This window comes from Streptomyces cupreus, assembly GCF_014257025.1.
Taxonomy (GTDB): domain Bacteria; phylum Actinomycetota; class Actinomycetes; order Streptomycetales; family Streptomycetaceae; genus Streptomyces; species Streptomyces cupreus.
The window spans coordinates 184,196-204,206 of record NZ_JACMSF010000007.1 but is presented as its reverse complement, the minus strand read 5'-3'; the positions used below and the strand labels follow the sequence as shown (position 1 = coordinate 204,206).

Annotated in this window: 24 protein-coding genes; 9 read left to right on the top strand and 15 right to left on the bottom strand. The window is 71.6% G+C overall.

The window, feature by feature from the left end; genetic code table 11:
- Positions 1-66: 66 nt before the first annotated feature.
- Together H4N64_RS09555 and H4N64_RS09550 are read left to right on the top strand one after the other, a co-directional pair.
- Positions 67-300: a hypothetical protein gene (locus H4N64_RS09555; RefSeq protein WP_186281753.1), complete on the top strand. Its 234-nt coding sequence runs from the start codon at positions 67-69 to the stop codon at positions 298-300.
- Positions 301-349: 49 nt separating this feature from the next.
- Positions 350-1,141: an SURF1 family cytochrome oxidase biogenesis protein gene (locus tag H4N64_RS09550; RefSeq protein WP_186281752.1), complete on the top strand. Its 792-nt coding sequence runs from the start codon at positions 350-352 to the stop codon at positions 1,139-1,141.
- A gap of 44 nt (positions 1,142-1,185) precedes the next feature.
- Here H4N64_RS09550 and H4N64_RS09545 read toward each other — a convergent pair whose 3' ends face one another.
- The 3 genes from H4N64_RS09545 to H4N64_RS09535 are packed head-to-tail and all read right to left on the bottom strand — an operon-like array spanning position 1,186 to position 3,798.
- The gene (locus H4N64_RS09545) at positions 1,186-1,377 is read right to left on the bottom strand and encodes a CstA-like transporter-associated (seleno)protein (RefSeq protein ID WP_186281751.1); all 192 of its coding nucleotides are present in this window, start codon (positions 1,375-1,377) and stop codon (positions 1,186-1,188) included.
- Positions 1,374-3,527: a carbon starvation CstA family protein gene (locus H4N64_RS09540; protein ID WP_186281750.1), complete on the bottom strand. Its 2,154-nt coding sequence runs from the start codon at positions 3,525-3,527 to the stop codon at positions 1,374-1,376. Before H4N64_RS09540 ends, H4N64_RS09545 begins: the two co-directional genes overlap by 4 nt.
- 46 nt (positions 3,528-3,573) lie before the next feature.
- On the bottom strand, positions 3,574-3,798 hold the full coding sequence (locus H4N64_RS09535; protein ID WP_186281749.1) for a DUF3311 domain-containing protein: 225 nt from the start codon (positions 3,796-3,798) through the stop codon (positions 3,574-3,576).
- A 168-nt stretch (positions 3,799-3,966) separates the two neighbouring features.
- Here H4N64_RS09535 and H4N64_RS09530 point away from each other — a divergent pair, with 168 nt between their 5' ends.
- From H4N64_RS09530 to H4N64_RS09510, 5 genes are all read left to right on the top strand, one after another.
- Positions 3,967-5,505, top strand: a complete 1,539-nt coding sequence (locus H4N64_RS09530; RefSeq protein WP_186281748.1) for a sodium:solute symporter family protein — start codon at positions 3,967-3,969, stop codon at positions 5,503-5,505.
- Complete coding sequence (locus H4N64_RS09525) at positions 5,502-6,065, top strand: sigma-70 family RNA polymerase sigma factor (RefSeq protein WP_186281746.1); 564 nt, start codon at positions 5,502-5,504, stop codon at positions 6,063-6,065. Before H4N64_RS09530 ends, H4N64_RS09525 begins: the two co-directional genes overlap by 4 nt.
- Positions 6,062-6,373 (top strand): hypothetical protein, encoded by a 312-nt coding sequence (locus H4N64_RS09520; RefSeq protein ID WP_186281744.1) that lies wholly within the window; start codon positions 6,062-6,064, stop codon positions 6,371-6,373. The genes H4N64_RS09525 and H4N64_RS09520 overlap by 4 nt, the downstream gene beginning before the upstream one ends.
- 78 nt (positions 6,374-6,451) lie before the next feature.
- Positions 6,452-8,236 carry a glycoside hydrolase family 15 protein gene (locus tag H4N64_RS09515; protein WP_186281742.1) on the top strand — a complete coding sequence of 595 codons (1,785 nt, stop codon included), beginning with the start codon at positions 6,452-6,454 and terminating at the stop codon, positions 8,234-8,236.
- Between the two features lie 5 nt (positions 8,237-8,241).
- A complete protein-coding gene (locus tag H4N64_RS09510; RefSeq protein ID WP_186281741.1) occupies positions 8,242-8,997 on the top strand; it encodes an SDR family oxidoreductase in 756 nt (251 codons plus the stop codon).
- A 199-nt stretch (positions 8,998-9,196) separates the two neighbouring features.
- Here the strand turns inward: H4N64_RS09510 and amaP are convergent, their stop codons facing one another.
- Genes amaP through H4N64_RS09485 form a run of 5 tightly spaced genes read right to left on the bottom strand, consistent with a single transcriptional unit; the run spans position 9,197 to position 11,556 of the window.
- The gene (amaP, locus tag H4N64_RS09505; protein ID WP_186281739.1) at positions 9,197-9,784 is read right to left on the bottom strand and encodes an alkaline shock response membrane anchor protein AmaP; all 588 of its coding nucleotides are present in this window, start codon (positions 9,782-9,784) and stop codon (positions 9,197-9,199) included.
- Positions 9,781-10,455 carry a DUF6286 domain-containing protein gene (locus H4N64_RS09500; protein ID WP_186281737.1) on the bottom strand — a complete coding sequence of 225 codons (675 nt, stop codon included), beginning with the start codon at positions 10,453-10,455 and terminating at the stop codon, positions 9,781-9,783. The genes amaP and H4N64_RS09500 overlap by 4 nt, the downstream gene beginning before the upstream one ends.
- Positions 10,452-10,856 carry an Asp23/Gls24 family envelope stress response protein gene (locus H4N64_RS09495; protein ID WP_186281735.1) on the bottom strand — a complete coding sequence of 135 codons (405 nt, stop codon included), beginning with the start codon at positions 10,854-10,856 and terminating at the stop codon, positions 10,452-10,454. Before H4N64_RS09495 ends, H4N64_RS09500 begins: the two co-directional genes overlap by 4 nt.
- A gap of 5 nt (positions 10,857-10,861) precedes the next feature.
- Complete coding sequence (locus tag H4N64_RS09490) at positions 10,862-11,050, bottom strand: hypothetical protein (RefSeq protein ID WP_186281734.1); 189 nt, start codon at positions 11,048-11,050, stop codon at positions 10,862-10,864.
- Positions 11,051-11,082: 32 nt separating this feature from the next.
- Positions 11,083-11,556, bottom strand: a complete 474-nt coding sequence (locus H4N64_RS09485; protein ID WP_186281732.1) for an Asp23/Gls24 family envelope stress response protein — start codon at positions 11,554-11,556, stop codon at positions 11,083-11,085.
- Between the two features lie 88 nt (positions 11,557-11,644).
- Here H4N64_RS09485 and H4N64_RS09480 point away from each other — a divergent pair, with 88 nt between their 5' ends.
- On the top strand, positions 11,645-12,367 hold the full coding sequence (locus H4N64_RS09480; protein ID WP_186281730.1) for a nucleopolyhedrovirus P10 family protein: 723 nt from the start codon (positions 11,645-11,647) through the stop codon (positions 12,365-12,367).
- A gap of 12 nt (positions 12,368-12,379) precedes the next feature.
- Here H4N64_RS09480 and H4N64_RS09475 read toward each other — a convergent pair whose 3' ends face one another.
- The 4 genes from H4N64_RS09475 to H4N64_RS09460 form a co-directional block, all read right to left on the bottom strand.
- Positions 12,380-13,171, bottom strand: a complete 792-nt coding sequence (locus tag H4N64_RS09475) for an enoyl-CoA hydratase/isomerase family protein (protein ID WP_186281728.1) — start codon at positions 13,169-13,171, stop codon at positions 12,380-12,382.
- Between the two features lie 108 nt (positions 13,172-13,279).
- Positions 13,280-13,498: a helix-turn-helix domain-containing protein gene (locus H4N64_RS09470; RefSeq protein ID WP_019758351.1), complete on the bottom strand. Its 219-nt coding sequence runs from the start codon at positions 13,496-13,498 to the stop codon at positions 13,280-13,282.
- 335 nt (positions 13,499-13,833) lie between these two features.
- Entirely contained in the window at positions 13,834-15,432 is a 1,599-nt protein-coding gene (locus H4N64_RS09465) for an ATP-binding cassette domain-containing protein (protein ID WP_186281726.1), read from the bottom strand.
- 142 nt (positions 15,433-15,574) lie between these two features.
- Positions 15,575-15,739, bottom strand: coding sequence for a hypothetical protein (locus tag H4N64_RS09460; RefSeq protein WP_186281724.1), 165 nt, complete (start codon positions 15,737-15,739; stop codon positions 15,575-15,577).
- Positions 15,740-15,842: 103 nt separating this feature from the next.
- On the opposite strand from H4N64_RS09460, the gene H4N64_RS09455 reads away from it, so the two are divergent.
- Positions 15,843-16,265, top strand: coding sequence for a VOC family protein (locus H4N64_RS09455; RefSeq protein WP_186281723.1), 423 nt, complete (start codon positions 15,843-15,845; stop codon positions 16,263-16,265).
- On the opposite strand, the gene H4N64_RS09450 is transcribed toward H4N64_RS09455, so the two are convergent.
- From H4N64_RS09450 to H4N64_RS09440, 3 genes are all read right to left on the bottom strand, one after another.
- Positions 16,262-17,671: a hypothetical protein gene (locus H4N64_RS09450; protein WP_186281721.1), complete on the bottom strand. Its 1,410-nt coding sequence runs from the start codon at positions 17,669-17,671 to the stop codon at positions 16,262-16,264. The genes H4N64_RS09455 and H4N64_RS09450 overlap by 4 nt on opposite strands.
- A 187-nt stretch (positions 17,672-17,858) precedes the next feature.
- Positions 17,859-18,986: an alpha/beta fold hydrolase gene (locus H4N64_RS09445; protein ID WP_186281719.1), complete on the bottom strand. Its 1,128-nt coding sequence runs from the start codon at positions 18,984-18,986 to the stop codon at positions 17,859-17,861.
- 117 nt (positions 18,987-19,103) lie between these two features.
- On the bottom strand, positions 19,104-19,835 hold the full coding sequence (locus tag H4N64_RS09440) for a class II aldolase/adducin family protein (protein WP_186281717.1): 732 nt from the start codon (positions 19,833-19,835) through the stop codon (positions 19,104-19,106).
- Between the last annotated feature and the right edge of the window lie 176 nt (positions 19,836-20,011).

Below are 20,011 nucleotides of genomic sequence, written 5' to 3'. Positions count from 1 at the left end.
TGATTGCCGTGCGACTCGCCCGGCACCCGCTCGCTCGCGCCTCCCCGACGGCCCACCCTGTGGCGCATGGCGAGATGCGAAGTTTGCGGCAATGACTACGGGATGAGCTTCGAGATTCGCGCGCAGGGCGCTGTGCACGTCTTCGACTGCTTCGCCTGTGCGATCCATCGCATGGCCCCCATCTGCGAGCACTGCCGCGTCCAGATCATCGGACAGGGCGTCGAGGTCGAGGGCCACTGGTACTGCGGTGCCCACTGCGCCCGTGCGGAGGGAAAGGTGGGAATCGTCGACAAGGTGTGACCCGGTACCCGCCTGAACACACCCCACGACCGAGTTGTACGGTCGTGGGGTGTACCGCTTCCTGTTGTCCCGGCAGTGGGTGATCCTCACGCTGGTCGCCCTGCTGCTCATCCCCACGATGATCAGGCTGGGCATCTGGCAGATGCACCGCTACGACGAGCGCACCGCCCGTAACCAGCTGGTCTCCGACTCGCTGTCCGCGAAGCCGGTACCCGTCGAGCGACTCACCGCCCCCGGGCACACCGTCACCACGAACGAGCGGTACCGCACCGTCACCGCCAAGGGGCACTTCGACACCGACGACGAGGTCGTCGTCCGCCGCCGTACCAACGCCGACGACGAGGTCGGCTACCACGTCCTCACCCCGTTCGTGCTGAACGACGGCAAGGTGCTGCTGGTCAACCGCGGCTGGATCCCCGCAGACCGCGCCAGCCAGACCGCGTTCCCCAAGGTCCCCGCGCCCCCCAGCGGTGAGCTCACCGTCACCGGCCGGCTGATGCCCGACGAGACGACCGAGGCGAGCGGCATCAAGAACCTCCAGGGCCTGCCCGACCGCCAGATCATGCTGATCAACAGCGAGCAGGAGGCGCGGCGCCTCGACGCACAGGTGCTCGGCGGCTACCTCGCGCAGACCGGCCCGGCCCCGAAGGGCGACACCCCGCAGCAGCTCGGCAGGCCCGGCAAGGAGGACGCCGCGCTGAACTACGCGTACGCCATCCAGTGGTGGCTGTTCGCCGCGGGCGTCCCGATCGGCTGGTTCGTCCTGGCCCGCCGGGAGGCCCGGGACCAGGCGCAGGCGGCCGCATCGGAGGAGACCGAGGCGGCTCCGGCCCCGGTATAGCGCGCGACGGGGCGGAGCCGCTGTCGATACAGCACCGTGCGGTGTCAGCAGCAGCGGCCCTCCGGCTGCTCCTCCCGGCGCCGGGTGCGCAGCACCTCGTACTCCCGCCTGGTCGGCACGGGAGCGTAAGGGTGGTGCCGGCGGTGGCTCTCGCAGTAGCGGTCGTACTCCGCCTCTCCGGTCAGCTCGCGCGCGTACCAGCGCACCGCGCTCAGCGCCTTCCTGACGGTCCTCATGAGCGCGCCCCCACCAGCGGCTCGGCGGGCTGCTCCGGTACGTCGATGCGGGACTCGATGTACGGCACCTCCGTCGTCGGCAGCGGCCCCGCGGCGCGTACCGCTCGCACGCACACCACCGCGCAGTTGACCAGGACCGTGAGGACCAGCAGCAGGAAGATCGCCATGATCACGCCGTCGACCGTGTTGTTGAGCACGATGGTGTGCATGTCGTCCATGTCCGTGGCGCCCGGCAGCAGTTGACCGTCCTCGATGGCCTGCGCGTACTTGTCGCGCAGGGCGAAGAAGCCGATCGCCGGGTTGTCCGAGAAGATCTTCTGCCAGCCCGCGGTGAACGTGACGGCCACGTCCCAGGCCAGGGGGATGCCGGTGACCCAGGCCCAGCGCAGCTTGCCGGACTTGATCAGCACGGTGGTGGTGACGGCCAGGGCCACAGCGGCCAGCAACTGGTTGGCGATACCGAACAGCGGGAAGAGCTGCTTGATGCCGCCCAGGGGGTCGGTGACACCGGCGTAGAGGAAGTAGCCCCAGGCGCCGACGACCAGGGCGCTGGTGATCCAGATGCCCGGCTTCCAGGTGACGCGGCCGATCGGCTTCCAGACGTTGCCGAGCATGTCCTGGAGCATGAAGCGGCCGACCCGGGTGCCGGCGTCCACCGTGGTGAGGATGAACAGCGCCTCGAACATGATCGCGAAGTGGTACCAGAACGCCTTCATCCCGGCTCCGCCGAACACCCCGGCGAAGATCTCCGACATACCGACCGCCAGCGTGGGCGCCCCGCCGGAGCGGCCGACCAGCGTCTCCTCCTCGACCGCCTTGGCGGCCGCGGTGAGCTGGTCCGGGGTGATGGTGAAACCGAGGTTCTTCACGGCCTCGGAGGCGGTGTCCACGGTCGGGCCGAGCAGCGCGGCCGGGGAGTTCATGGCGTAGAACAGGCCCGGTTCAAGGACGCAGGCCGCGATCAGAGCCATGACGGCGACGAAGGACTCCGTGAGCATGGAGCCGTAGCCGATCATGCGGACCTGGGACTCCTTCTGGATCAGCTTCGGCGTGGTGCCGGAGGAGACCAGGGCGTGGAAGCCGGACAGCGCGCCGCAGGCGATGGTGATGAACAGGAAGGGGAAGAGGGATCCGGCGAAGACCGGTCCGGCGCCGGTGGAGGCGAAGTCGGTCACCGACTCGGCCTTGAGGTTCGGGGCGGCGATCACCACGCCGACGGCCATCAGGGCGATGGTGCCGACCTTCATGAAGGTGGAGAGGTAGTCGCGCGGGGCCAGCAGCATCCACACCGGGAGCACTGAGGCGACGAAGCCGTAGCCCACCAGGCAGAAGACCAGGGTCTCCGGGCTCCAGACGAAGTACTCCGCGAGCGAGGAGTCCTGGATCCAGCCGCCGCCGAGGATGGCGAGCAGCAGCAGGGCCACGCCGATGAGGCTGGTCTCCACCACCCGGCCGGGCCGCAGGTAGCGCATGTAGAAGCCCATGAACAGGGCGATCGGGATGGTCATGGTGACCGAGAAGGTGCCCCACGCGGACTCCGCGAGGGCGTTGACGACGACCATCGCGAGGACCGCGAGCAGGATGATCATGATCGCGAAGACGCCGATCAGCGCGGCCGCCCCGCCCACCTTGCCGATCTCGTCCCGGGCCATCTGGCCGAGGCTCTTTCCGTCCCGGCGCATGGAGAGGAACAGGACGATCATGTCCTGCACCGCTCCCGCGAAGATCACGCCCGCGACGATCCAGATCGTGCCGGGGAGATAGCCCATCTGGGCGGCCAGGACCGGGCCGACCAGCGGGCCGGCACCGGCGATGGCCGCGAAGTGGTGGCCGAACAGCACCCGCTTGTCGGTCGGGTGGTAGTCGACGCCGTCCTCAAGACGTTCGGCCGGAGTGGCGCGGGTGTCGTCGACCTGGAGGACGCGCCGGGCGAGGAAGCGGGAGTAGAAGCGGTAGGCGATCGCATACGAGCCGAGGGCCGCCACGACCAGCCAGACGGCCGAGATCTCCTCGCCCCGGGACAGGGCCAGCACGGCCCAGCCGAGGGCACCGGCCAGGGCTACGGTGGTCCATATCGCCACCGACTTAGGCGACATTCGTGATTTTTCCGGCGCCTTGCTGCCGGATTCGGGCATGGCTGATGCGGGCATGGCGGCTCCTGAGCTGAAGCAGGTGTGAGGAAAGAGGACGTACGACTCAGCGATCTCGATGCCGATGTCGGTCCGTCAGCGCGTACGCGGCGAGCAGGCAGAGGCCGCACCCCGGCACCCAGGCGAGCTGGTACCAGTAGAAGAACGGCGTTCCGCCCAGCCGCGGCTCGGCGCCGGCGTACCAGGGGACCCACAGCAGTCCTGCGGCGGGCGCGAGCAGCAGTACGGCGATCGCGACGCGCCGTAGCCGGTGATGACCGGTCCGTGTCATGACCTGCGCTCCTCTCCCGCTCGCTGTGGGTTCGTGCAAGAGTTGCGCACCCGCAGGATCCGGTTGACAGCGAATTTCCCGAAGATTTCCCGCCGGTTCCCTGTCATCCGTTCCGGCCGCTCGCGCAACTCACTCGCGAGGGCACAGGCACACCAAGGACGGTGACCCATGGCCGATGGCGCCATGACCGCGACGTTTCTCGCCGTGATCGGCGGAGCGTCGCTGCTCGCCGTCACCGCTCGGCGCCTGCACCCAAGTGAGAAGCTCCCGTCCCTGGAGGGCTGGGCGCTGGCCGACCGCAGTCTCGGCCCGGTGTGGACGTGGCTGCTGCTGGGCGGCACGATCTTCACCGCGTACACCTTCGCCGCCATACCGGGCCTCGCGTACGGCAACGGCGCGCCCGCCTTCTTCGCGGTGCCGTACACGGTGATCGTCTGCCCGATCGCCTTCGTGCTGCTGAGCCGGCTGTGGACCGTGGCCCGCCGGCACGGCTATGTCACGGCGGCCGACTTCGTGCGCGGCCGGTACGGGTCGGCGCCGCTCGCCCTGGTGGTCGCGCTGACCGGGATCCTCGCGACGATGCCGTATCTCGCGCTGCAACTGCTCGGCATAAGGGCGGTGCTGGCGGCCGGTGGCGTGTATCCGCGAGGTGCGGCCGGGGACCTGCTGATGGTGGCGCTGTTCGCGGGGCTGGCCGTGGCCACCTACCGGCACGGGCTGCGCGCACCCACCGTCATCTCCGCGCTCAAGGCCGTGGCCGTCTTCGTCTCGCTGACCGCGGTGACCTGGCTGGTCCTCGACCGGCTCGGCGGCCCTGGCGCCGTCTTCGACGGTGCGGCCGAGCGCCTCGGCGGCCCGGCGCTGCTCCTCACCCCCGAGCAGCAGCCCGCCTACGCCACCCTCGCCTTCGGCTCCGCGCTCGCCCTGCTGATGTACCCGCATGTGCTCACCGCCGGTTTCGCCGCCAACGGTCCGCAGACGCTGCGCAAGGTGTCCGTGGCGCTGCCCGCCTGGACCGGGCTGCTCGCCCTCTTCGGCTTCCTCGGTATCGCGGCGCTCGCGACCGGCGTGCGCGCCCCGGCGGGCGGCGCCGAGGCGGCCGTACCGATGCTGGTCGACCGGCTGATGCCGGGCCCGCTGGCGGGGCTGGTGTTCGGGGCGATCACCGTGGGGGCGCTGGTCCCGGCGGCGGTGATGTCGATCGCGGCCGCCACCAGTTTCGTCCGCAATGTGTATGTCGAGTACGTCCATCCGACGGCCACGCCGAAGCGGCAGGTGCGGATCGCCAAGGCCGTGTCGCTCACCGCGAAGGTGGGCGCGGTGGCGTTCGTGTTGGGGCTGCGCGACCAGGACGCCATCAACCTCCAACTGCTCGGCGGGGTCTGGATCCTGCAGATCTTCCCGGCCGTCGCGGTGGGGCTGTTCACCGGGCGGCTGCATCCGCGGGCGCTGCTCGCCGGATGGGCCGTGGGCATGCTGGCGGGGACCTGCATGGTCGTACGGGAGGGGTTCTCCTCGATCGTTCCGCTGGGATCCGGGCCGGAGATCTACGCCGGGCTCGCCGCCCTGCTCCTCAACCTGACCGTCGCCGTGGCCGGGACCGTGGCCCTCGAACGCCTCGGCGTCCCGCGCGGCGCCGATCTGACCGGCCTGCCGTCGCGCCTGAGCGTCGGGCGGCGCCCCGAGACGGGAGCGAACAACCCGTGAGACAGCATCTGAGACCCCCGACCGGTACTTCGGTACCGGCCCTCGCCCCGGCGGTGAGCGATCCGGCGGACCTGGAACGGGAGGCCGGTCTGGCCCGCCTGTTCGAGCTGCACTACTCCTCGATGTTGCGCCTCGCCGTCCTGCTCGGCGCCGACGACCCGGAGAACGTGGTCGCCGAGGCCTACTACCAGATCTACCGCAAGTGGCGGCGGCTCAGGGACACCGAGGCGGCGGAGGCGTATCTGCGCTCCACCGTGTGCAATCTGACGCGGATGCGGATACGGCATCTCCAAGTGGCCCGCAAGCATGTGGAGAAGCCGGCCGACGAGGTCGTCGCCTCCGCCGAGAGCACCGCGCTCCTGCACGACGACCAGCGCGTCCTGATCGACGCGCTCCAGCAGCTGCCGGCCCGGCAGCGCGAGGCGCTGGTGCTGCGGCACTGGCTCGGACTGAAGGAGAGCGAGATCGCCGCGTCCATGGGGATCTCCTGCGGATCCGTCAAAACCCATACGGCACGCGGCCTGGCCGCGCTGACCCAGGCGATGGAGGCCCGGCGATGACGTACCGAGATGCGACTGGGTCGCGTGGCACGGGCCCGGACCGCACCGAGCGGGAGCTGCGCGAGGCGCTCGCCGCGCTCGCCGACGGGGTGCAGACCCCGCCCGACGCCTATCGCACGGCGCGTGGTGAGTGGCTGCGCCGGGAACGCCGGCGCCGACTGGTCCTCGCGGTCCTCGTCATGGTCGTGTTCGCCCTGGCCACGCTGATCGGGCTGTGGGTCCTCAACCAGGCCCCGGCGGACCCCGGCGTCATCTTCTCGGACACCGGGTCCGCGGCGAGCGGGGCAGTTCCCGGGCCCAACCCCTGACCAAAAGCCCTTTCTGACGCGTCACTCCCCCGGCCCCACCCCTGATTGTCCCGCCGTCCTCCTGGGAACCCGCACCCCGTGCACCCCCGCATCGAGGACTACGCGCTCATCGGCGACGAGCAGACCGCCGCCCTGGTCGGCACCGACGGATCCGTCGACTGGCTGTGCCTGCCCCGGTTCGACTCCGCCGCCTGCTTCGCCCGGCTGCTGGGCGCCGAGGAGAACGGCCACTGGCGTATCGCCCCCACGGGCGCCGACCGGTGCGCCCGGCGCGCCTACCGGCCGGACACTCTCGTCCTGGACACCGAGTGGGAGACCGCCGAAGGGGCTGTCCGCGTCACCGATCTGATGCCGCAACGGGACCGCGCCCCCGACCTCGTGCGGATCGTCGAGGGTCTGCGCGGCGAGGTCACCGTCCGCAGCATGCTCCGGCTGCGCTTCGACTACGGCTCGATCACCCCGTGGGTGCGCCGCACCGACGGCCACCGGGTCGCCGTGGCGGGCCCGGACTCGGTGTGGCTGCGCAGCGAACCGGATGTCCGCACCTGGGGCGAGGACCGCTGCACCTACTCGGAGTTCACCGTCTCCGAGGGCAAGTCGGTGGCGTTCGTGCTCTCCTGGCACCCCTCGCACGAGCCACGCCCCCCGCTCGTCGACCCCTACGACTCCCTGAGTGCCAGCGTCGCCGACTGGCAGGCATGGGCGGCCCGCTGCCGCTACGACGGCCCGCACCGGGACGCCGTGGTCCGCTCCCTGATCACCCTGAAGGCGCTCACCTACTCCCCCACCGGCGGCATCGTCGCCGCCCCCACCACCTCGCTCCCCGAGGAGCTGGGCGGCGTGCGCAACTGGGACTACCGCTACTGCTGGCTGCGCGACTCCACCCTCACCCTCGACGCGCTGCTGTCCGCCGGCTACCAGGAGGAGGCCGAGGCCTGGCGGAACTGGCTGCTGCGGGCGGTCGCGGGCGACCCGGCGGACCTCCAGATCATGTACGGCCTGGCGGGCGAGCGCCGGCTGCCCGAGGTGGAGCTGCCGTGGCTGCCCGGCTTCGCCGCCACCGGCCCCGTACGAGTCGGCAACGACGCCGTGAAACAGCTCCAGCTCGATGTGTACGGCGAGGTCATGGACTCGCTGTCGCTGGCCCGCAGTTCGGGCCTGCCCTCCGAGCCGCACATGTGGGCCCTCCAGGTCGCGCTGATGGACTTCCTGTGCACGGCATGGCGGCAGCCCGACGAGGGTCTTTGGGAGGTGCGCGGGGGCCGCAGGCAGTTCGTCCACTCCAAGGTGATGGTGTGGGTGGCCGCGGACCGCGCGGTGCGCGCGGTGGAACGGAACCCGGACCTGGAGGGCGACGTGGACACCTGGCGCGCGATGCGCGAGACGGTGCACCGGGAGGTGTGCGAGCGGGGCTACGACCCCGAGCGGAACACCTTCACCCAGTACTACGGCTCCCGCGAGCTGGATGCCTCGCTGCTGCTGATCCCACGCGTGGGTTTCCTGCCGCCGGACGACCGACGGGTGATCGGCACCGTCGACGCGGTCCGCGAGGAGCTGGGCCACGGCGGCTACCTGCACCGCTACAGCGCCGAGCAGACGGTCGTCGACGGGCTGCCGGGCGGCGAGGGCACCTTCCTCGTGTGCTCGTTCTGGCTCGCGGACGCCCTGCACATGACGGGCCGTACGAAGGAGGCCGAGGAGCTGTTCGAACGGCTCGTCGTGCTCGGCAACGACGTCGGGCTGCTGTCCGAGGAGTACGACCCCGTCGCCGGCCGGCAGCTGGGCAACTTCCCGCAGGCGTTCAGCCATATCGGCCTGGTGAACACCGCCCTCGCCCTGTTCGGACCGGACGAGGCAGGATAGGGGCCATGGATCTTGGACTGAAGGACCGGGTGTACGTCGTCACCGGAGCGACGCGTGGTCTTGGTAACGCCACCGCGCGTGAGCTCGTCGCCGAGGGCGCGAAGGTGATCATTTCGGGGCGGGACGAGAAGACGGTCGCCGAGGCCGCGTCCGCGCTGGGCCCGAACGCGGTCGGGGTCGCCGCGGGCAACGCCGATCCCGAGACGCCGACACGGCTGATCGCCGCCGCGCGCGAGCACTTCGGCGGCTTCGACGGCGTGCTCGTGAGCGTCGGCGGCCCGGCGCCCGGCTTCGTCGCCGACAACACCGACGAGCAGTGGCAGGCGGCGTTCGAGTCGGTGTTCCTGGGCGCGGTACGGCTCGCGCGGGCGGCCGCGGCGGAACTGGAGCCCGGCGGTGTCATCGGGTTCGTGCTGTCCGGGTCCGTGCACGAGCCGATTCCGGGTCTGACGATCTCGAACGGCCTGCGTCCCGGGCTCGCCGGGTTCGCCAAGTCCCTCGCGGACGAGCTGGGCCCGCGCGGGATCCGGGTCGTGGGCCTGCTGCCGGGACGCATCGACACGGACCGGGTGCGCGAGCTGGACGGCATGTCCGCGGACCCGGAGGCGACTCGGGCGGCCAGCGAGGCGCGGATCCCGCTGCGACGCTACGGCGCGCCGGAGGAGTTCGGCCGGACCGGCGCGTTCCTGCTGTCTCCGGCGGCTTCCTATCTGACCGGAATCATGGTGCCGGTGGACGGCGGCCTGCGGCACGGGTTCTAGTGCCTCGGCAGGCAACGTTTGCCCGTCAAGGAGCGGCGTCCGGTGCGTACTCTCGGCGTGCCGGGTGCAAGCCCTCGTACTGGATGTACTTGGGCTTGTGCCCGGTGCGGCGAGTGGGGGCACCTCCCACGCCCTTAAGGCAGTGGGGGAGCGTGCCGGGCGTCGCGACGGGGCGAACGTTGCCTGTCGGGGCACTAGCTCAACTGACCCTCTCCGCACGGTGCTTGGCCGCCCTCAGCCTGACCTCCGCCGGCAGCGCATCCAGTCCCGCCGACTCCCGCGCGTGGGTGAGGGCCTGGGCGGTGAGGTCGGTCAGGGCCGTGCCCGGGTCCACATGCGGTTCCAGCAGCAGTCGTACGCGGGTCTCGGGGGCGTTGCGACGGCCTGTCAGGTGGGTGTGTGCCCGTTGGACGCCGTCCATCGACGCCGCCTCGTTCGTCAGTACTGTCTCCAGGGCGCGGCCCCGCAGCAGCGCGCCCTCTCCGTCGCCGGTGTCGACCAGGACCTCGGTGAGCCGACGACGCCGTAGGACCGCTGTCAGCCACCACAGGGCGAGCAGGAGCAGCACCGCCAGCACGGCGATGACCGTCGGCCACCACCAGCCCTCGTCGCGCCATCGGGTCCGTTCGGAGTCGCTGAGCAGGACGTCGCCCTTGCCGTCGTGGATCCACCAGGACGGCGGGTCCAGGCCGAGGCCCACGGCGAGCACGGAGCCGCCGAGAACGACCAGGACCAGGCCGATCAGGCCGAGCAGGAAACGGTTGACGATCCTGAGCACCGCGCTCACCCCTTCCGTCCGGGCCGCCGTACATGCACCGACAGGGCGGGCGGCCGGGACAGGCCGAGGCCGTGGATGGCTTCGGCGAGTGTGGCGTCCAGGTCGGCGCGTACGTCGTCCAGGTCGCGGAAGTGGGAGACCGCGCGGACGTCGGCCCGCTTACGGCCCATGCGGACCCGGGCCGACTGCACTCCGGCGATCTCCATGGCGCGGTCGCGCAGCACCAGCGCGGCGGCCTCCCGGTCGAGTCCGCCGCGTACGTCGGGGTGGGTACGGCGCATCGGCAGCAGGGAGCGCAGGCCGGGGGTGGCGGCCAGCACGATCAGCCACAGGCCGAGGGCGGCGGCCACGCCCGCGCCGACCAGCACCCAGGTGTCGTCGAGGGGGCGCTCGGCGAGCTGCCGGGCCAGTTCGCGGCGCCAGGCCATGGTGGGCCGGTCGGCGCGCACAGCGGCGATGTCGTAGAGGAACAGGCCGACGAGGGCCAGGAACAGCAGGGCGACGATCGCGGCCGGGACACGGCGGGCCGACCAGAAGCGGCCGTTCGCGCCGTCCTCCCCGTCCAGGACGGGCGGTGGGTCGTAGCCCGCCGCCGACGTGTTCTGGTCGAGTGTGCCGGCCTCCTTCTCGATGACCGGCAGTCGTTGTGTGGTGCCCTCGGAGCCCTGGGGCTCGCTCATCGCGTCCTCCCCTGTGCCGCGCCGTGTACCGGGTGCAGCCGCTCCACCTGGACGGCGACCTCCAGCACCTCCATGCCCACCAACGCGCCTACCCGCTCGGCGACATGACGACGCACGGAAGCGCAGCGGGCGCCGATGTCGGTGGGGTAGCCGAGTTCGAGATGGACGCGGACGCGGGCCGTTTGGATGGGGGTCCCCCCGCTCGAACGAAGTTGAGAGTGGGGGAGCACGACGACGCCCGCGTGCGGGGGCGACGCGTCGCCGGGCAGGGGGCCGAGGGCCTCGCGGGCCGCCTGGGAGGCGATCTTCGCGACGACCCGGTCGGCGATCCGGGTGGCGCCGCGTTCGCCGGGCGGCACGACGGCCCGGGGTCTGCCGACGTCACCGGACTGAGCGGTCACCTACGTCACCGCCGGTCGCGCCGGTCGCGGGTGCGGAAGAAGTCGCCGAGCTCCAGATCCCCCTCCAGGAACCGGCCGACGACGAAACCGACGGCGCCCAGGGCGGCCACCAGCAGGAAGGCACCGAACCCGCCGAAGTACCCGGCGAAGCCCAGCGCCATGCCGGCGATCATGCCGACCACGGCCATACTCATCGTGCGCTCCCCTCAGCGGTGCGGTGGACGGATCACTGGATCCGGGGTTCCAGCTCCTCTTCCTCCTCCTCGGGCAGTTTCACATCGCTCACCGCGATGTTGACCTCGACCACTTCCAGGCCGGTCATCCGTTCCACCGCGGAGACGACGTTCTCCCGGACGGCCCGGGCCACATCGGCGATGGACACGCCGTAGTCGACGACGATCTCCAGGTCGAGCGCGGTCTGCACCTCGCCGACCTCGGCCTTCACCCCGCGTGTGACGGACTTCGAGGCGCCGCCGGGCACCCGGTCCCGCACCGCGCCGAAGGTGCGGCTGATCCCACTGCCCATCGCGTGCACGCCGACGACGTCGCGCGCGGCGAGCCCCGCGATCTTCTCCACCACGCCGTCGGCGATGGTGGTCCGTCCCCGGGTCGCCGGGGCACCGCCGCCGCGCCTGACGGCCTTACGGGTCTGTACGGTCGGCTCCTGCTCGACCTCGGGCTTCTGCGTCGTGTCGCTCATCGCCGTACGTCCCTTTCGGTTCGTCGTCCTTCGACCACCGTAAGCGCGGTTGCGCCATCGCGCCCCGGGGATGCGGCAGGCTGGAGTAATGACGGCGGACGGATGGGCGCGGACGGTGCGGCAGCAGTTGGGGCTCGGCAGGCTGCTGCCGTTGGGCGGGCCGCGGGACGGCGCGTGGATCGCGGAGGAGGCGGCCGGGGTCGCGTTGCGGCGCGCGGCGCACGCCGTGCCGGGGGTGCGCCTCGGCGCGCTGAGGATCGCGCTCGCGGACCCCGCGCGGGCGCACGAGCCCGTCGTACCGCCACCGCCGAGCGCGCTGCCGCCGGGCGCGCTGCGGGTGACGGCGGACTTCGCGGCGACGGCGGCGGAGCCGCTGCCCACGGTGGCGGACCGGCTGCGCACGACGCTGGCGGAGGCGGCGGACCGGCTGCTGGGGCTGAAGGTCACGGAGGTGGATCTACGGGTGACGGCCCTGCTGGACGAGGCGGCGGAACTCGCTCCGGTACGGCCGCAGGAGGCGCCGTCGGCCAGGGAGCCCTCGGACGGCGACGAGTCCGACGCCGCCGCGGCCGCGCTCGCGGTGCCGGGCGTGGCAGGGCTGACCGGGACGCTGGGCGGCCTCGGCCGGCCGGTGCACATCGAGGAACGGCACACCGACACCGCGCTCCCCGCCCGTCATGTCCGGGTCGAGATCGCGGTGCAGGCGGACCACCGGGCCGTCGTCGTGGCCCGGCAGGTCCGCACGAAGGTCGCGAAGGCGCTGCCGGATCACCCGACGGTGGCGGTACTGGTCACCGCCGTCGTCGGATGAGGGCTCGAGGGCTTATTCGCCTACGCCGGCCAGGTCCCGCAGTCGGCGTGCCTGGGCGGCGCGTTCGGCGACGCGCTGCTCCTCGTAGGTGCGGTCGGTCGCCCCGCGCAGGAGTGCCTTGGTCTCGATGACCGCGTCCCGGGGGGCGGCCAGCAGTGCGGCGGCGAGATCGCGTACCGCGTCGTCGAGCTGGTCCGCGGGCACGGCGATGTTCGCCAGGCCGGTGGCGACGGACTCCTCGGCCGTGACGAAGCGCCCGGTGGCGCAGATCTCCAGCGCCCGGGCATAGCCGACGAGGCCCACCAGGGGGTGGGTGCCCGTCAGGTCCGGAACCAGGCCGAGGCTGGTCTCGCGCATGGCGAACTGCACGTCGTCCGCGACGACGCGCAGATCACAGGCGAGCGCGAGCTGGAAGCCCGCCCCGATGGCATGGCCCTGGACAGCGGCGATCGACACGAGGTCGCTGCGCCGCCACCAGGTGAACGCCTCCTGGTACTCGGCGATCGTCGCGTCGAGCTCGGCGTCGCTGCCGCGCGCCAGATCGATGAACGACGGCTCGCCGTCGAAACCCTCCGGCGTGAACGCCTGCCGGTCGAGTCCGGCCGAGAAGGACTTGCCCTCGGCCCGCAGCACGACGACCCGGACGGATCCGGGCAGCAGCCGACCGGCCTCGGTCAGCGCGCGCCACAGAGCGGGGCTCTGCGCGTTGCGCTTGTCGGGGTTGGTCAGCGTCACCGTGGCGACTGCGTCGTCGACGGTGAGTCGTACGCCGTCCTTGTCGAGAACCGGGTCGAGCGAAGCCATGGGGCGCCTCCGATGGGGTGCGGTCGCTTAAGTGACTGCACAGTAACCACCCGGCCGATCATCCGACCGACCGGGTGGCCACCATCGAAGCCGATGGGCCGCCCGGGGTCAGCCCGCGGCTTTTTTGCCGCGTGTCGCCCCGCCACGCCCACGCAGCGTGACGCCCGACTCGCTGAGCATCCGGTGTACGAAGCCATACGAGCGGCCGGTCTCCTCGGCCAGCGCTCGGATGCTCGCACCGGAGTCGTACTTCTTCTTCAGGTCTGCCGCGAGCTTGTCGCGCGCGGCGCCGGTCACCCGGCTGCCCTTCTTCAGAGTCTCGGCCACCCGTGCCTCCTCATGGGAAGTGCGCTCTGGTCTCCTCATGATCACCCCTACCGGGCTTCATGGCCACCCATTCGGCAAGGTCCGTGAGACATGGATTTGACGACAGGAGCAGGTCCACACAAGGGGAATCAACGATTCCGCGATGCCGTGTCCGTACCACCGAACGGGTTGTTCCGTGAAGTGCCAGGTCAGAGACGCGCGACGGCCGAGCCCTTGTCGACAAAGGGCTCGGCCGTGAAATGGATGTAGGACACACCTCGGTACGAGGAGATCTCACACAGATGATGGATCACGGATCGGCCGAATGATCCATACGCAGTGGATCAGCCATTCGATCAAGCCAGGGCGACGAGATCCGCGTAGTCCGCGCCCCACAGGTCCTCGACGCCGTCCGGCAGCAGAATGATGCGCTCCGGCTGCAGCGCCTCGACCGCGCCCTCGTCGTGGGTGACCAGTACGACCGCGCCCTTGTAGGTGCGCAGCGCGCCGAGGATCTCTTCCCGGCTGGCCGGGTCGAGGTTGTTGGTCGGCTCGTCCAGGAGCAGCACGTTCGCCGAGCTGACCACCAGGGTGGCGAGCGCCAGACGGGTCTTCTCACCGCCGGAGAGGACCCCGGCCGGCTTGTCGACGTCGTCGCCGGAGAACAGGAACGAGCCGAGCACCTTGCGGACCTCGACGAGGTCCATGTCGGGGGCCGCGGAGCGCATGTTCTCCAGGACCGTGCGGTCCGCGTCCAGGGTCTCGTGCTCCTGGGCGTAGTAGCCGATCTTGAGGCCGTGGCCGGGGACGACGGCGCCCGTGTCCGGCTGCTCGACGCCCGCGAGCAGCCTCAACAGGGTCGTCTTTCCGGCGCCGTTGAGGCCGAGGATGACGACCCGGGAGCCCTTGTCGATGGCGAGGTCGACATCGGTGAAGATCTCCAGCGAGCCGTACGACTTCGACAGGCCCTCGGCGGTCAGCGGGGTCTTGCCGCAGGGCGCGGGCTCGGGGAAGCGGAGCTTGGCGACCTTGTCCTGCATGCGCACCGCTTCGAGGCCGGCGAGGAGCTTGTCGGCCCGCCTCGCCATGTTCTGCGCGGCGACGGTCTTGGTGGCCTTGGCGCGCATCTTGTCCGCCTGCGAGTGCAGCGCGGCGGCCTTCTTCTCGGCGTTCTGCCGCTCGCGCTTGCGGCGCTTCTCGTCGGCCTCGCGCTGCTGCTGGTAGAGCTTCCAGCCCATGTTGTAGACATCGATCTGGGCGCGGTTGGCGTCCAGGTAGAACACCTTGTTCACGACGGTGTCGACCAGGTCGACGTCGTGGGAGATGACGATGAAGCCGCCGCGGTAGGTCTTGAGGTAGTCGCGCAGCCAGATGATCGAGTCGGCGTCGAGGTGGTTCGTCGGCTCGTCGAGCAGCAGGGTGTCGGCGTCCGAGAACAGGATCCGGGCCAGTTCGATACGGCGGCGCTGACCGCCCGAGAGGGTGTGCAGGGGCTGGCCGAGCACCCGGTCGGGGAGGTTGAGCGCGGCGGCGATGGTGGCGGCCTCGGCCTCGGCGGAGTAACCGCCCTTGGTGAGGAACTCCGTCTCCTGGCGCTCGTACTGCTTCATCGCCTTGTCGCGGGTGGCGCCCTTGCCGTTGGCGATGCGCTGCTCGTTCTCGCGCATCTTGCGGATCAGGACGTCCAGGCCGCGCGCGGACAGGATACGGTCGCGGGCGAGCACGTCGAGGTCGCCGGTGCGCGGGTCCTGCGGGAGGTAGCCGACCTCTCCGGAGCGGGTGATGGAACCGGCGGCGGGGATGCCCTCGCCGGCGAGGCACTTGGTGAGGGTGGTCTTGCCGGCGCCGTTGCGGCCGACCAGACCGATGCGGTCGCCCTTGGCGACACGGAAGGTGGCGGACTCGATGAGGACGCGGGCGCCGGCGCGCAGCTCGATGCCGGAGGCGGAGATCACGGACAGACTCCAGGGCGGGGTCGTTGGCGGGATGGGCGAATCAGGGGGTGCCGTGCGTGGCGCGCCGTTGCAAAGGGTGGTGGCGGGCGACGGGCGGCGTTCCCGCCGTCTAATGCGCGAGGAGAATGGCCATGCGGCCAGTCTAACGGGGCCGTGCAAGCGCTTTTTTGCCGCCGGGCACCCCATTGCCGAGGGGACTGCGGTGCGGGGTGATCCCGCCCAGGTCGTCCACCGCGATGAGCTGGGACGTCCACGCCACGGCCCGCGCGCAGGGCTGGGCGAGGAGCAGCGCTCTCCCGTGACGCATCCCACGTTCCGGTGAGGCCCCCGACGCAGGTAGGGGGCATTGTCAGTGGTCGCTGCAACACTGGCGGCAGTGGGGAACCTCAAGGCCGGTTGGCCGTAAGGGAGTGATCGGTGTGGCAAGCACGGACAACGGGCGCCCGAGCATCTATCCGACGGTGCTGTACGCGGACGCGCGCGGCGCGATCAAGCAGCTGACGGAGGCGCTCGGATTCACCGAACTCACGGTGTACGAGGGCGAGGACGGCTCGGTGTTCCACGCCGAGCTGACCCAGGGCAACGGCGCGATCATGGTCGGCTCGAAGGGCCGCGGCGGGGTCTTCGACTCGGCGATGAAGGGCGCGGGTCCGGCGGGGGTGTATGTCGTGGTGGACGACGTCGACGAGCACCACCGGCGCGCCGTGGAGCACGGCGTGGAGATCCTGATGCCCCCGACGGACCAGGACTACGGCTCCCGGGACTACATGGCCCGGGACGCCGAGGGCAACATCTGGAGCTTCGGCACCTACGCGCCGGAGACAGGGGGCTAGTTCCCGCCCGTGTGCACCTGGAAGGCCGCCCGTCGTACGGCCTTGGCAAGAGCCGGGTCGGGATGGGCGGCCGCCAGGGCTACCAAGACCTGCACCGTGCGCGGGTGACCGACGGCGCGGACCTCGTCCAGGAGGGCGGGGACGGTCGGTTGCAGCGCGGATTCCAGGTGACGCACGAGCATGGGGGCCTCGCCGTGGTCGGCGACCGCGGCGGCGGTGTCCACCCAGAGCCAGGTGGCCTCTTCCCGGGTGAGGACCTCATGGGCGTCCTCGGGGTCGAACCCGTCGTGCTCGGCCAGCCACAGCAGGGCGTACGGCCTGAGCGTCGGCTCCTCGGCCACGGACCGTACGTCGGGCTCGGCGGGGGCGCCCACGACGCGCAGCGCCTCGAAGGCAAGGCCGCGCAGCAGGGCGTCCTCGCCGCGGGCGGCGTCGATCAGTTCGGCGACGGCGCTGCCGACCGGGCGGGCCGCCAGCCAGGCGCGGTACTCGGCGCGGGCGGCGTTGGGGCGGAGCTGGGCGCAGCCGCGCAGCATGTCCTCGGCCGCCTGCTCGATGTTCCCGGCGGGGCTCTGGGCGGCGACGCAGATCTGCTCCAGCTTGACCCAGACCGCCCAGTTGCCGAGGGGGGTCAGGGTCGCCTGGCCGTCGCCGTAGGTGAGGGCGCCGACCGAGGCGAGGGCGTGCAGGGCCCAGTCGAGGAGGGGGGCGAGCGGGGTGTCCTCGTCGGGAGCGTCCGGGGCGTCGGGATCCGGCAGGGGCTGCGGGCCGTAGGGGATCTCGCAGCGCTCGGTGCGCAGTTCGGTGACGCGCTGCTCCAGCAGGTCGAGGAGTTGCGGCATCGGCACGGGGCCGGCGGACAGCTGGAGGAAGGAGAGCACCTGAGGCATGGCCGAGACGACCTCGGCGACCGCGGCGGGCTCGTGGTCCACGGGCTCCGGGTAGGCGAGCGACCAGGCGTCGAAGAGGGCGACCCAGCCGCGCAGTACGGCACTGTCGTCGCGGTCCCAGGCGCGCAGCCGCCAGCCGGGGCGCGCGCTGTCGCCGTGCACCTCGATCAGCCCGGCGAGGCGTGCGGTGTCCCAGTCCGCGCGGATCTGAGTGACGGTCAGGTCCAGGTCGGCGGCGGCCCGTTCCGCGGTCGCGTCGGAGAGGGTGCCCTTGCCGTCGGGGTGGGCGCCGTCGCGGCCGGGGCGCAGGGCGGCGTCGGCCCAGTGCGCGACGCGGGCCGCCGCGGCCAGGCCGGAGCGCGCCATTTTGGCCAGCTCCGCGGGGGCCGGGGTGCCCTCGGGAGGGCGCGGTGCGGCGCGGCGTGGGCGGCGCTGGTTCACAGCTCTGGGGGCGGCGGCCAGGGGTCGCGGGCGGACGAGTCGAAGCCTGGAGTCGCGCGGGATACGGGACGTCACGGGTGCAGTCTTCCGGTTGACGGTCCGAAAACCCAAACGGAATGTCACGAGGGGCGACGGGGATGGCCAACGCACGGGGCCCGGCGGGCGGCGGAGGACCGATAACAGGCCAGTTGTACCGGGTTAAACGGAATCTATGGGACCGGTCCGGGGGTGCCGTCTCCCGGGGTGTCGTCGTCCGGGGCGCTCACATGAGGGGGGTCAGGAAGCGGCGCAGGGATTCCTCGTATGCCTTGGGGTCCGCGTTCCACATGGCTCCGTGGGGGGCGCGTCTGACCGTCTGGAGGGCCACCAGGTCGGGACGGGCGGCGGCCAGGCGGCGGGAGTGGATCCAGGGGGCGACGGCGTCGTCGGGGCCGTGGAAGATCAGGGTCGGCACGGTGAGCCGGCCCGGGGTGCCGTCGGGGGCGGCATGGGCGCCGTACAGGCCCGTGCGGCCCTGTGCGGCGCGGACCGCGAGCGGGAGCAGGGCGCCCGGGGTGCGGCGGGCGGCGGCGAGGGCGCGCAGGGTCGCCTCCCAGTTGAGGACCGGGGAGTCCAGGACGAGTCCCGAGACGCGGTCGCGGAGTCCGGAGTGGGCGGCGGCGCGCAGGGCCATCGTCGCGCCGGTGGACCAGCCGTGCAGGACGACCTGTCCGGCGCCGTAGCGCACGGCGTAGCGGATCGCCGCGTCCAGGTCGCGCCACTCCGTCTCGCCGAGGTGGTTCAGGCCGTCCGGGGAGCGGGGTGCGCCCAGGTCGCCGCGGTAGCCGAGGGCGAGGATCGGGAAGTGGCGGGAGGTGAGGAACTCCATGACGTTCATGGCGAGTTCGCGGGTGGTGCCGAGGCCGTGCACCGTGATGATCCAGGTGGTGCGGGTGCCGGGCACGAACCACGCGGGCAGCGAGCCGAGTTCGCCGGGGATGTCGATGTCGGCGTGGTCGAGGCCGAGCGCGGAGCGCGGGTCGCCGACGTAGACGTTCGGGGTGAGCCAGACGCGGTCGCCGGGGGCGAGGGTGCCGTGGGTGACGCGTTCCAGGCGGCGTACGACCGTGTCGGCGGTGTGGGTCGCGGTGGCGAGGACGGGGCCCACGACCGCGTGCGATCCGTCGCCGCCGAGGCCGTAGGTGCCGGGGCGCAGGGAGGCCAGGTCGCGGGTGAGCGTGATCTGGCCCGCCGCCGTGCCGTGCACCGTGAGCCGGGGTTCGGTGGGCAGGGGCCTGCCGGGGGGCGCCTTGAGCGCGGCGTCGCTGGCGAGTCGCCCGGCGGCCACGCTTGCCGCGCCGGCGGCCAGGGCCATGGTGACGGCAGCGGCCGTCGCTGTGACAGTGCGCACGGGTCCAGTGTCCTGGCGGACCGGGTTACCGGCCAGTGGGCGGGCGGATGGGGGTGACGTTTCGGGACGCGGGAGGGTTCGGCGCCGCCGGGGAGGTCGTGGAGGTGAAGCCGGGGGTCAGTCGCGTTGGCCGTACCCCCGTAGCTTCTCGCCCACCTCCGCCAACTGGTCGACGGAAAGCAGGGACGGGGTCAGGCCCGGCACCGAGGAGGCCGTGAGCCAGACCCGGCACATCCACTCCAGTTGTGCCGTGCGGTCGTAGGCCTGGGTCAGGGTCTTGCCGTAGGCCATCGTGCCGTGGTTCTGGAGGAGGCAGGCCGTGCGGTCGGTCAGGGCCCGGAGCATGTTCTCGGCCAACTCCTCGGTGCCGTACGTCGCATACGGGGCAACCCGGGCGGGGCCGCCGAGGTCCGCGGTGATGTAGTGGATCGCCGGAACCTCCCGGACCAGGGTCGAGACGGCCGTGGCGTGCACGGCGTGCGTGTGGACGATCGCGCGGGCGTCGGTGGCGCCGTAGACGGCGAGATGCATGGGCAGTTCGCTCGTCGGCCGCAGCTTTCCGAGGATCTGGCGGCCGGACAGGTCGACGCCCGTCACATCCTCGGCCGTGAGCCGGTCGTACGGCACGCCCGACGGCGTGACCAGGACCGTGTCCCCGACGCGCACCGAGACATTGCCGGACGTGCCCACCACCAGACCGTCGGACACGGTCCGGCGGGCCGTCGCGACGAGTTCCTCCCAGGCGCGCGCCTCCTCGGGACGCACACCTTCCGGCCACGACTCCCGCACTTCCTGTGCGCCCTCCCCCGCGTCCCCCGCGCCCCGCCGCTTCCCTTGCTGCTCAGCCATGCGGCGATCCTGCCAGCCGCCGCCCCGAACGGCCGCCGGGCCGGGGCACTTTAGGCCGGAAGTCGCACGTCCGGAAGGACGCATATCCGGATAGATCACCCTCTCATCGCACTTGGCCGGAGATCGACGAGCAATCCCCGACCTTCCAGTAATCTCTGGCTGATTTGTCGTGCACG

Excerpts from the sequence above, each read along its gene's own strand:
- H4N64_RS09555 (WP_186281753.1), top strand. The coding sequence starts at position 67 with ATGGCGAGATGCGAAGTTTGCGGCAATGACTACGGGATGAGCTTCGAG.
- H4N64_RS09545 (WP_186281751.1), bottom strand. The coding sequence starts at position 1,377 with ATGAGGACCGTCAGGAAGGCGCTGAGCGCGGTGCGCTGGTACGCGCGC.
- H4N64_RS09540 (WP_186281750.1), bottom strand. The coding sequence starts at position 3,527 with ATGCCCGCATCAGCCATGCCCGAATCCGGCAGCAAGGCGCCGGAAAAA.
- H4N64_RS09535 (WP_186281749.1), bottom strand. The coding sequence starts at position 3,798 with ATGACACGGACCGGTCATCACCGGCTACGGCGCGTCGCGATCGCCGTA.
- H4N64_RS09530 (WP_186281748.1), top strand. The coding sequence starts at position 3,967 with ATGGCCGATGGCGCCATGACCGCGACGTTTCTCGCCGTGATCGGCGGA.
- H4N64_RS09520 (WP_186281744.1), top strand. The coding sequence starts at position 6,062 with ATGACGTACCGAGATGCGACTGGGTCGCGTGGCACGGGCCCGGACCGC.
- H4N64_RS09510 (WP_186281741.1), top strand. The coding sequence starts at position 8,242 with ATGGATCTTGGACTGAAGGACCGGGTGTACGTCGTCACCGGAGCGACG.
- H4N64_RS09500 (WP_186281737.1), bottom strand. The coding sequence starts at position 10,455 with ATGAGCGAGCCCCAGGGCTCCGAGGGCACCACACAACGACTGCCGGTC.
- H4N64_RS09490 (WP_186281734.1), bottom strand. The coding sequence starts at position 11,050 with ATGAGTATGGCCGTGGTCGGCATGATCGCCGGCATGGCGCTGGGCTTC.
- H4N64_RS09485 (WP_186281732.1), bottom strand. The coding sequence starts at position 11,556 with ATGAGCGACACGACGCAGAAGCCCGAGGTCGAGCAGGAGCCGACCGTA.
- H4N64_RS09480 (WP_186281730.1), top strand. The coding sequence starts at position 11,645 with ATGACGGCGGACGGATGGGCGCGGACGGTGCGGCAGCAGTTGGGGCTC.
- H4N64_RS09475 (WP_186281728.1), bottom strand. The coding sequence starts at position 13,171 with ATGGCTTCGCTCGACCCGGTTCTCGACAAGGACGGCGTACGACTCACC.
- H4N64_RS09460 (WP_186281724.1), bottom strand. The coding sequence starts at position 15,739 with ATGCGTCACGGGAGAGCGCTGCTCCTCGCCCAGCCCTGCGCGCGGGCC.
- H4N64_RS09440 (WP_186281717.1), bottom strand. The coding sequence starts at position 19,835 with ATGGCTGAGCAGCAAGGGAAGCGGCGGGGCGCGGGGGACGCGGGGGAG.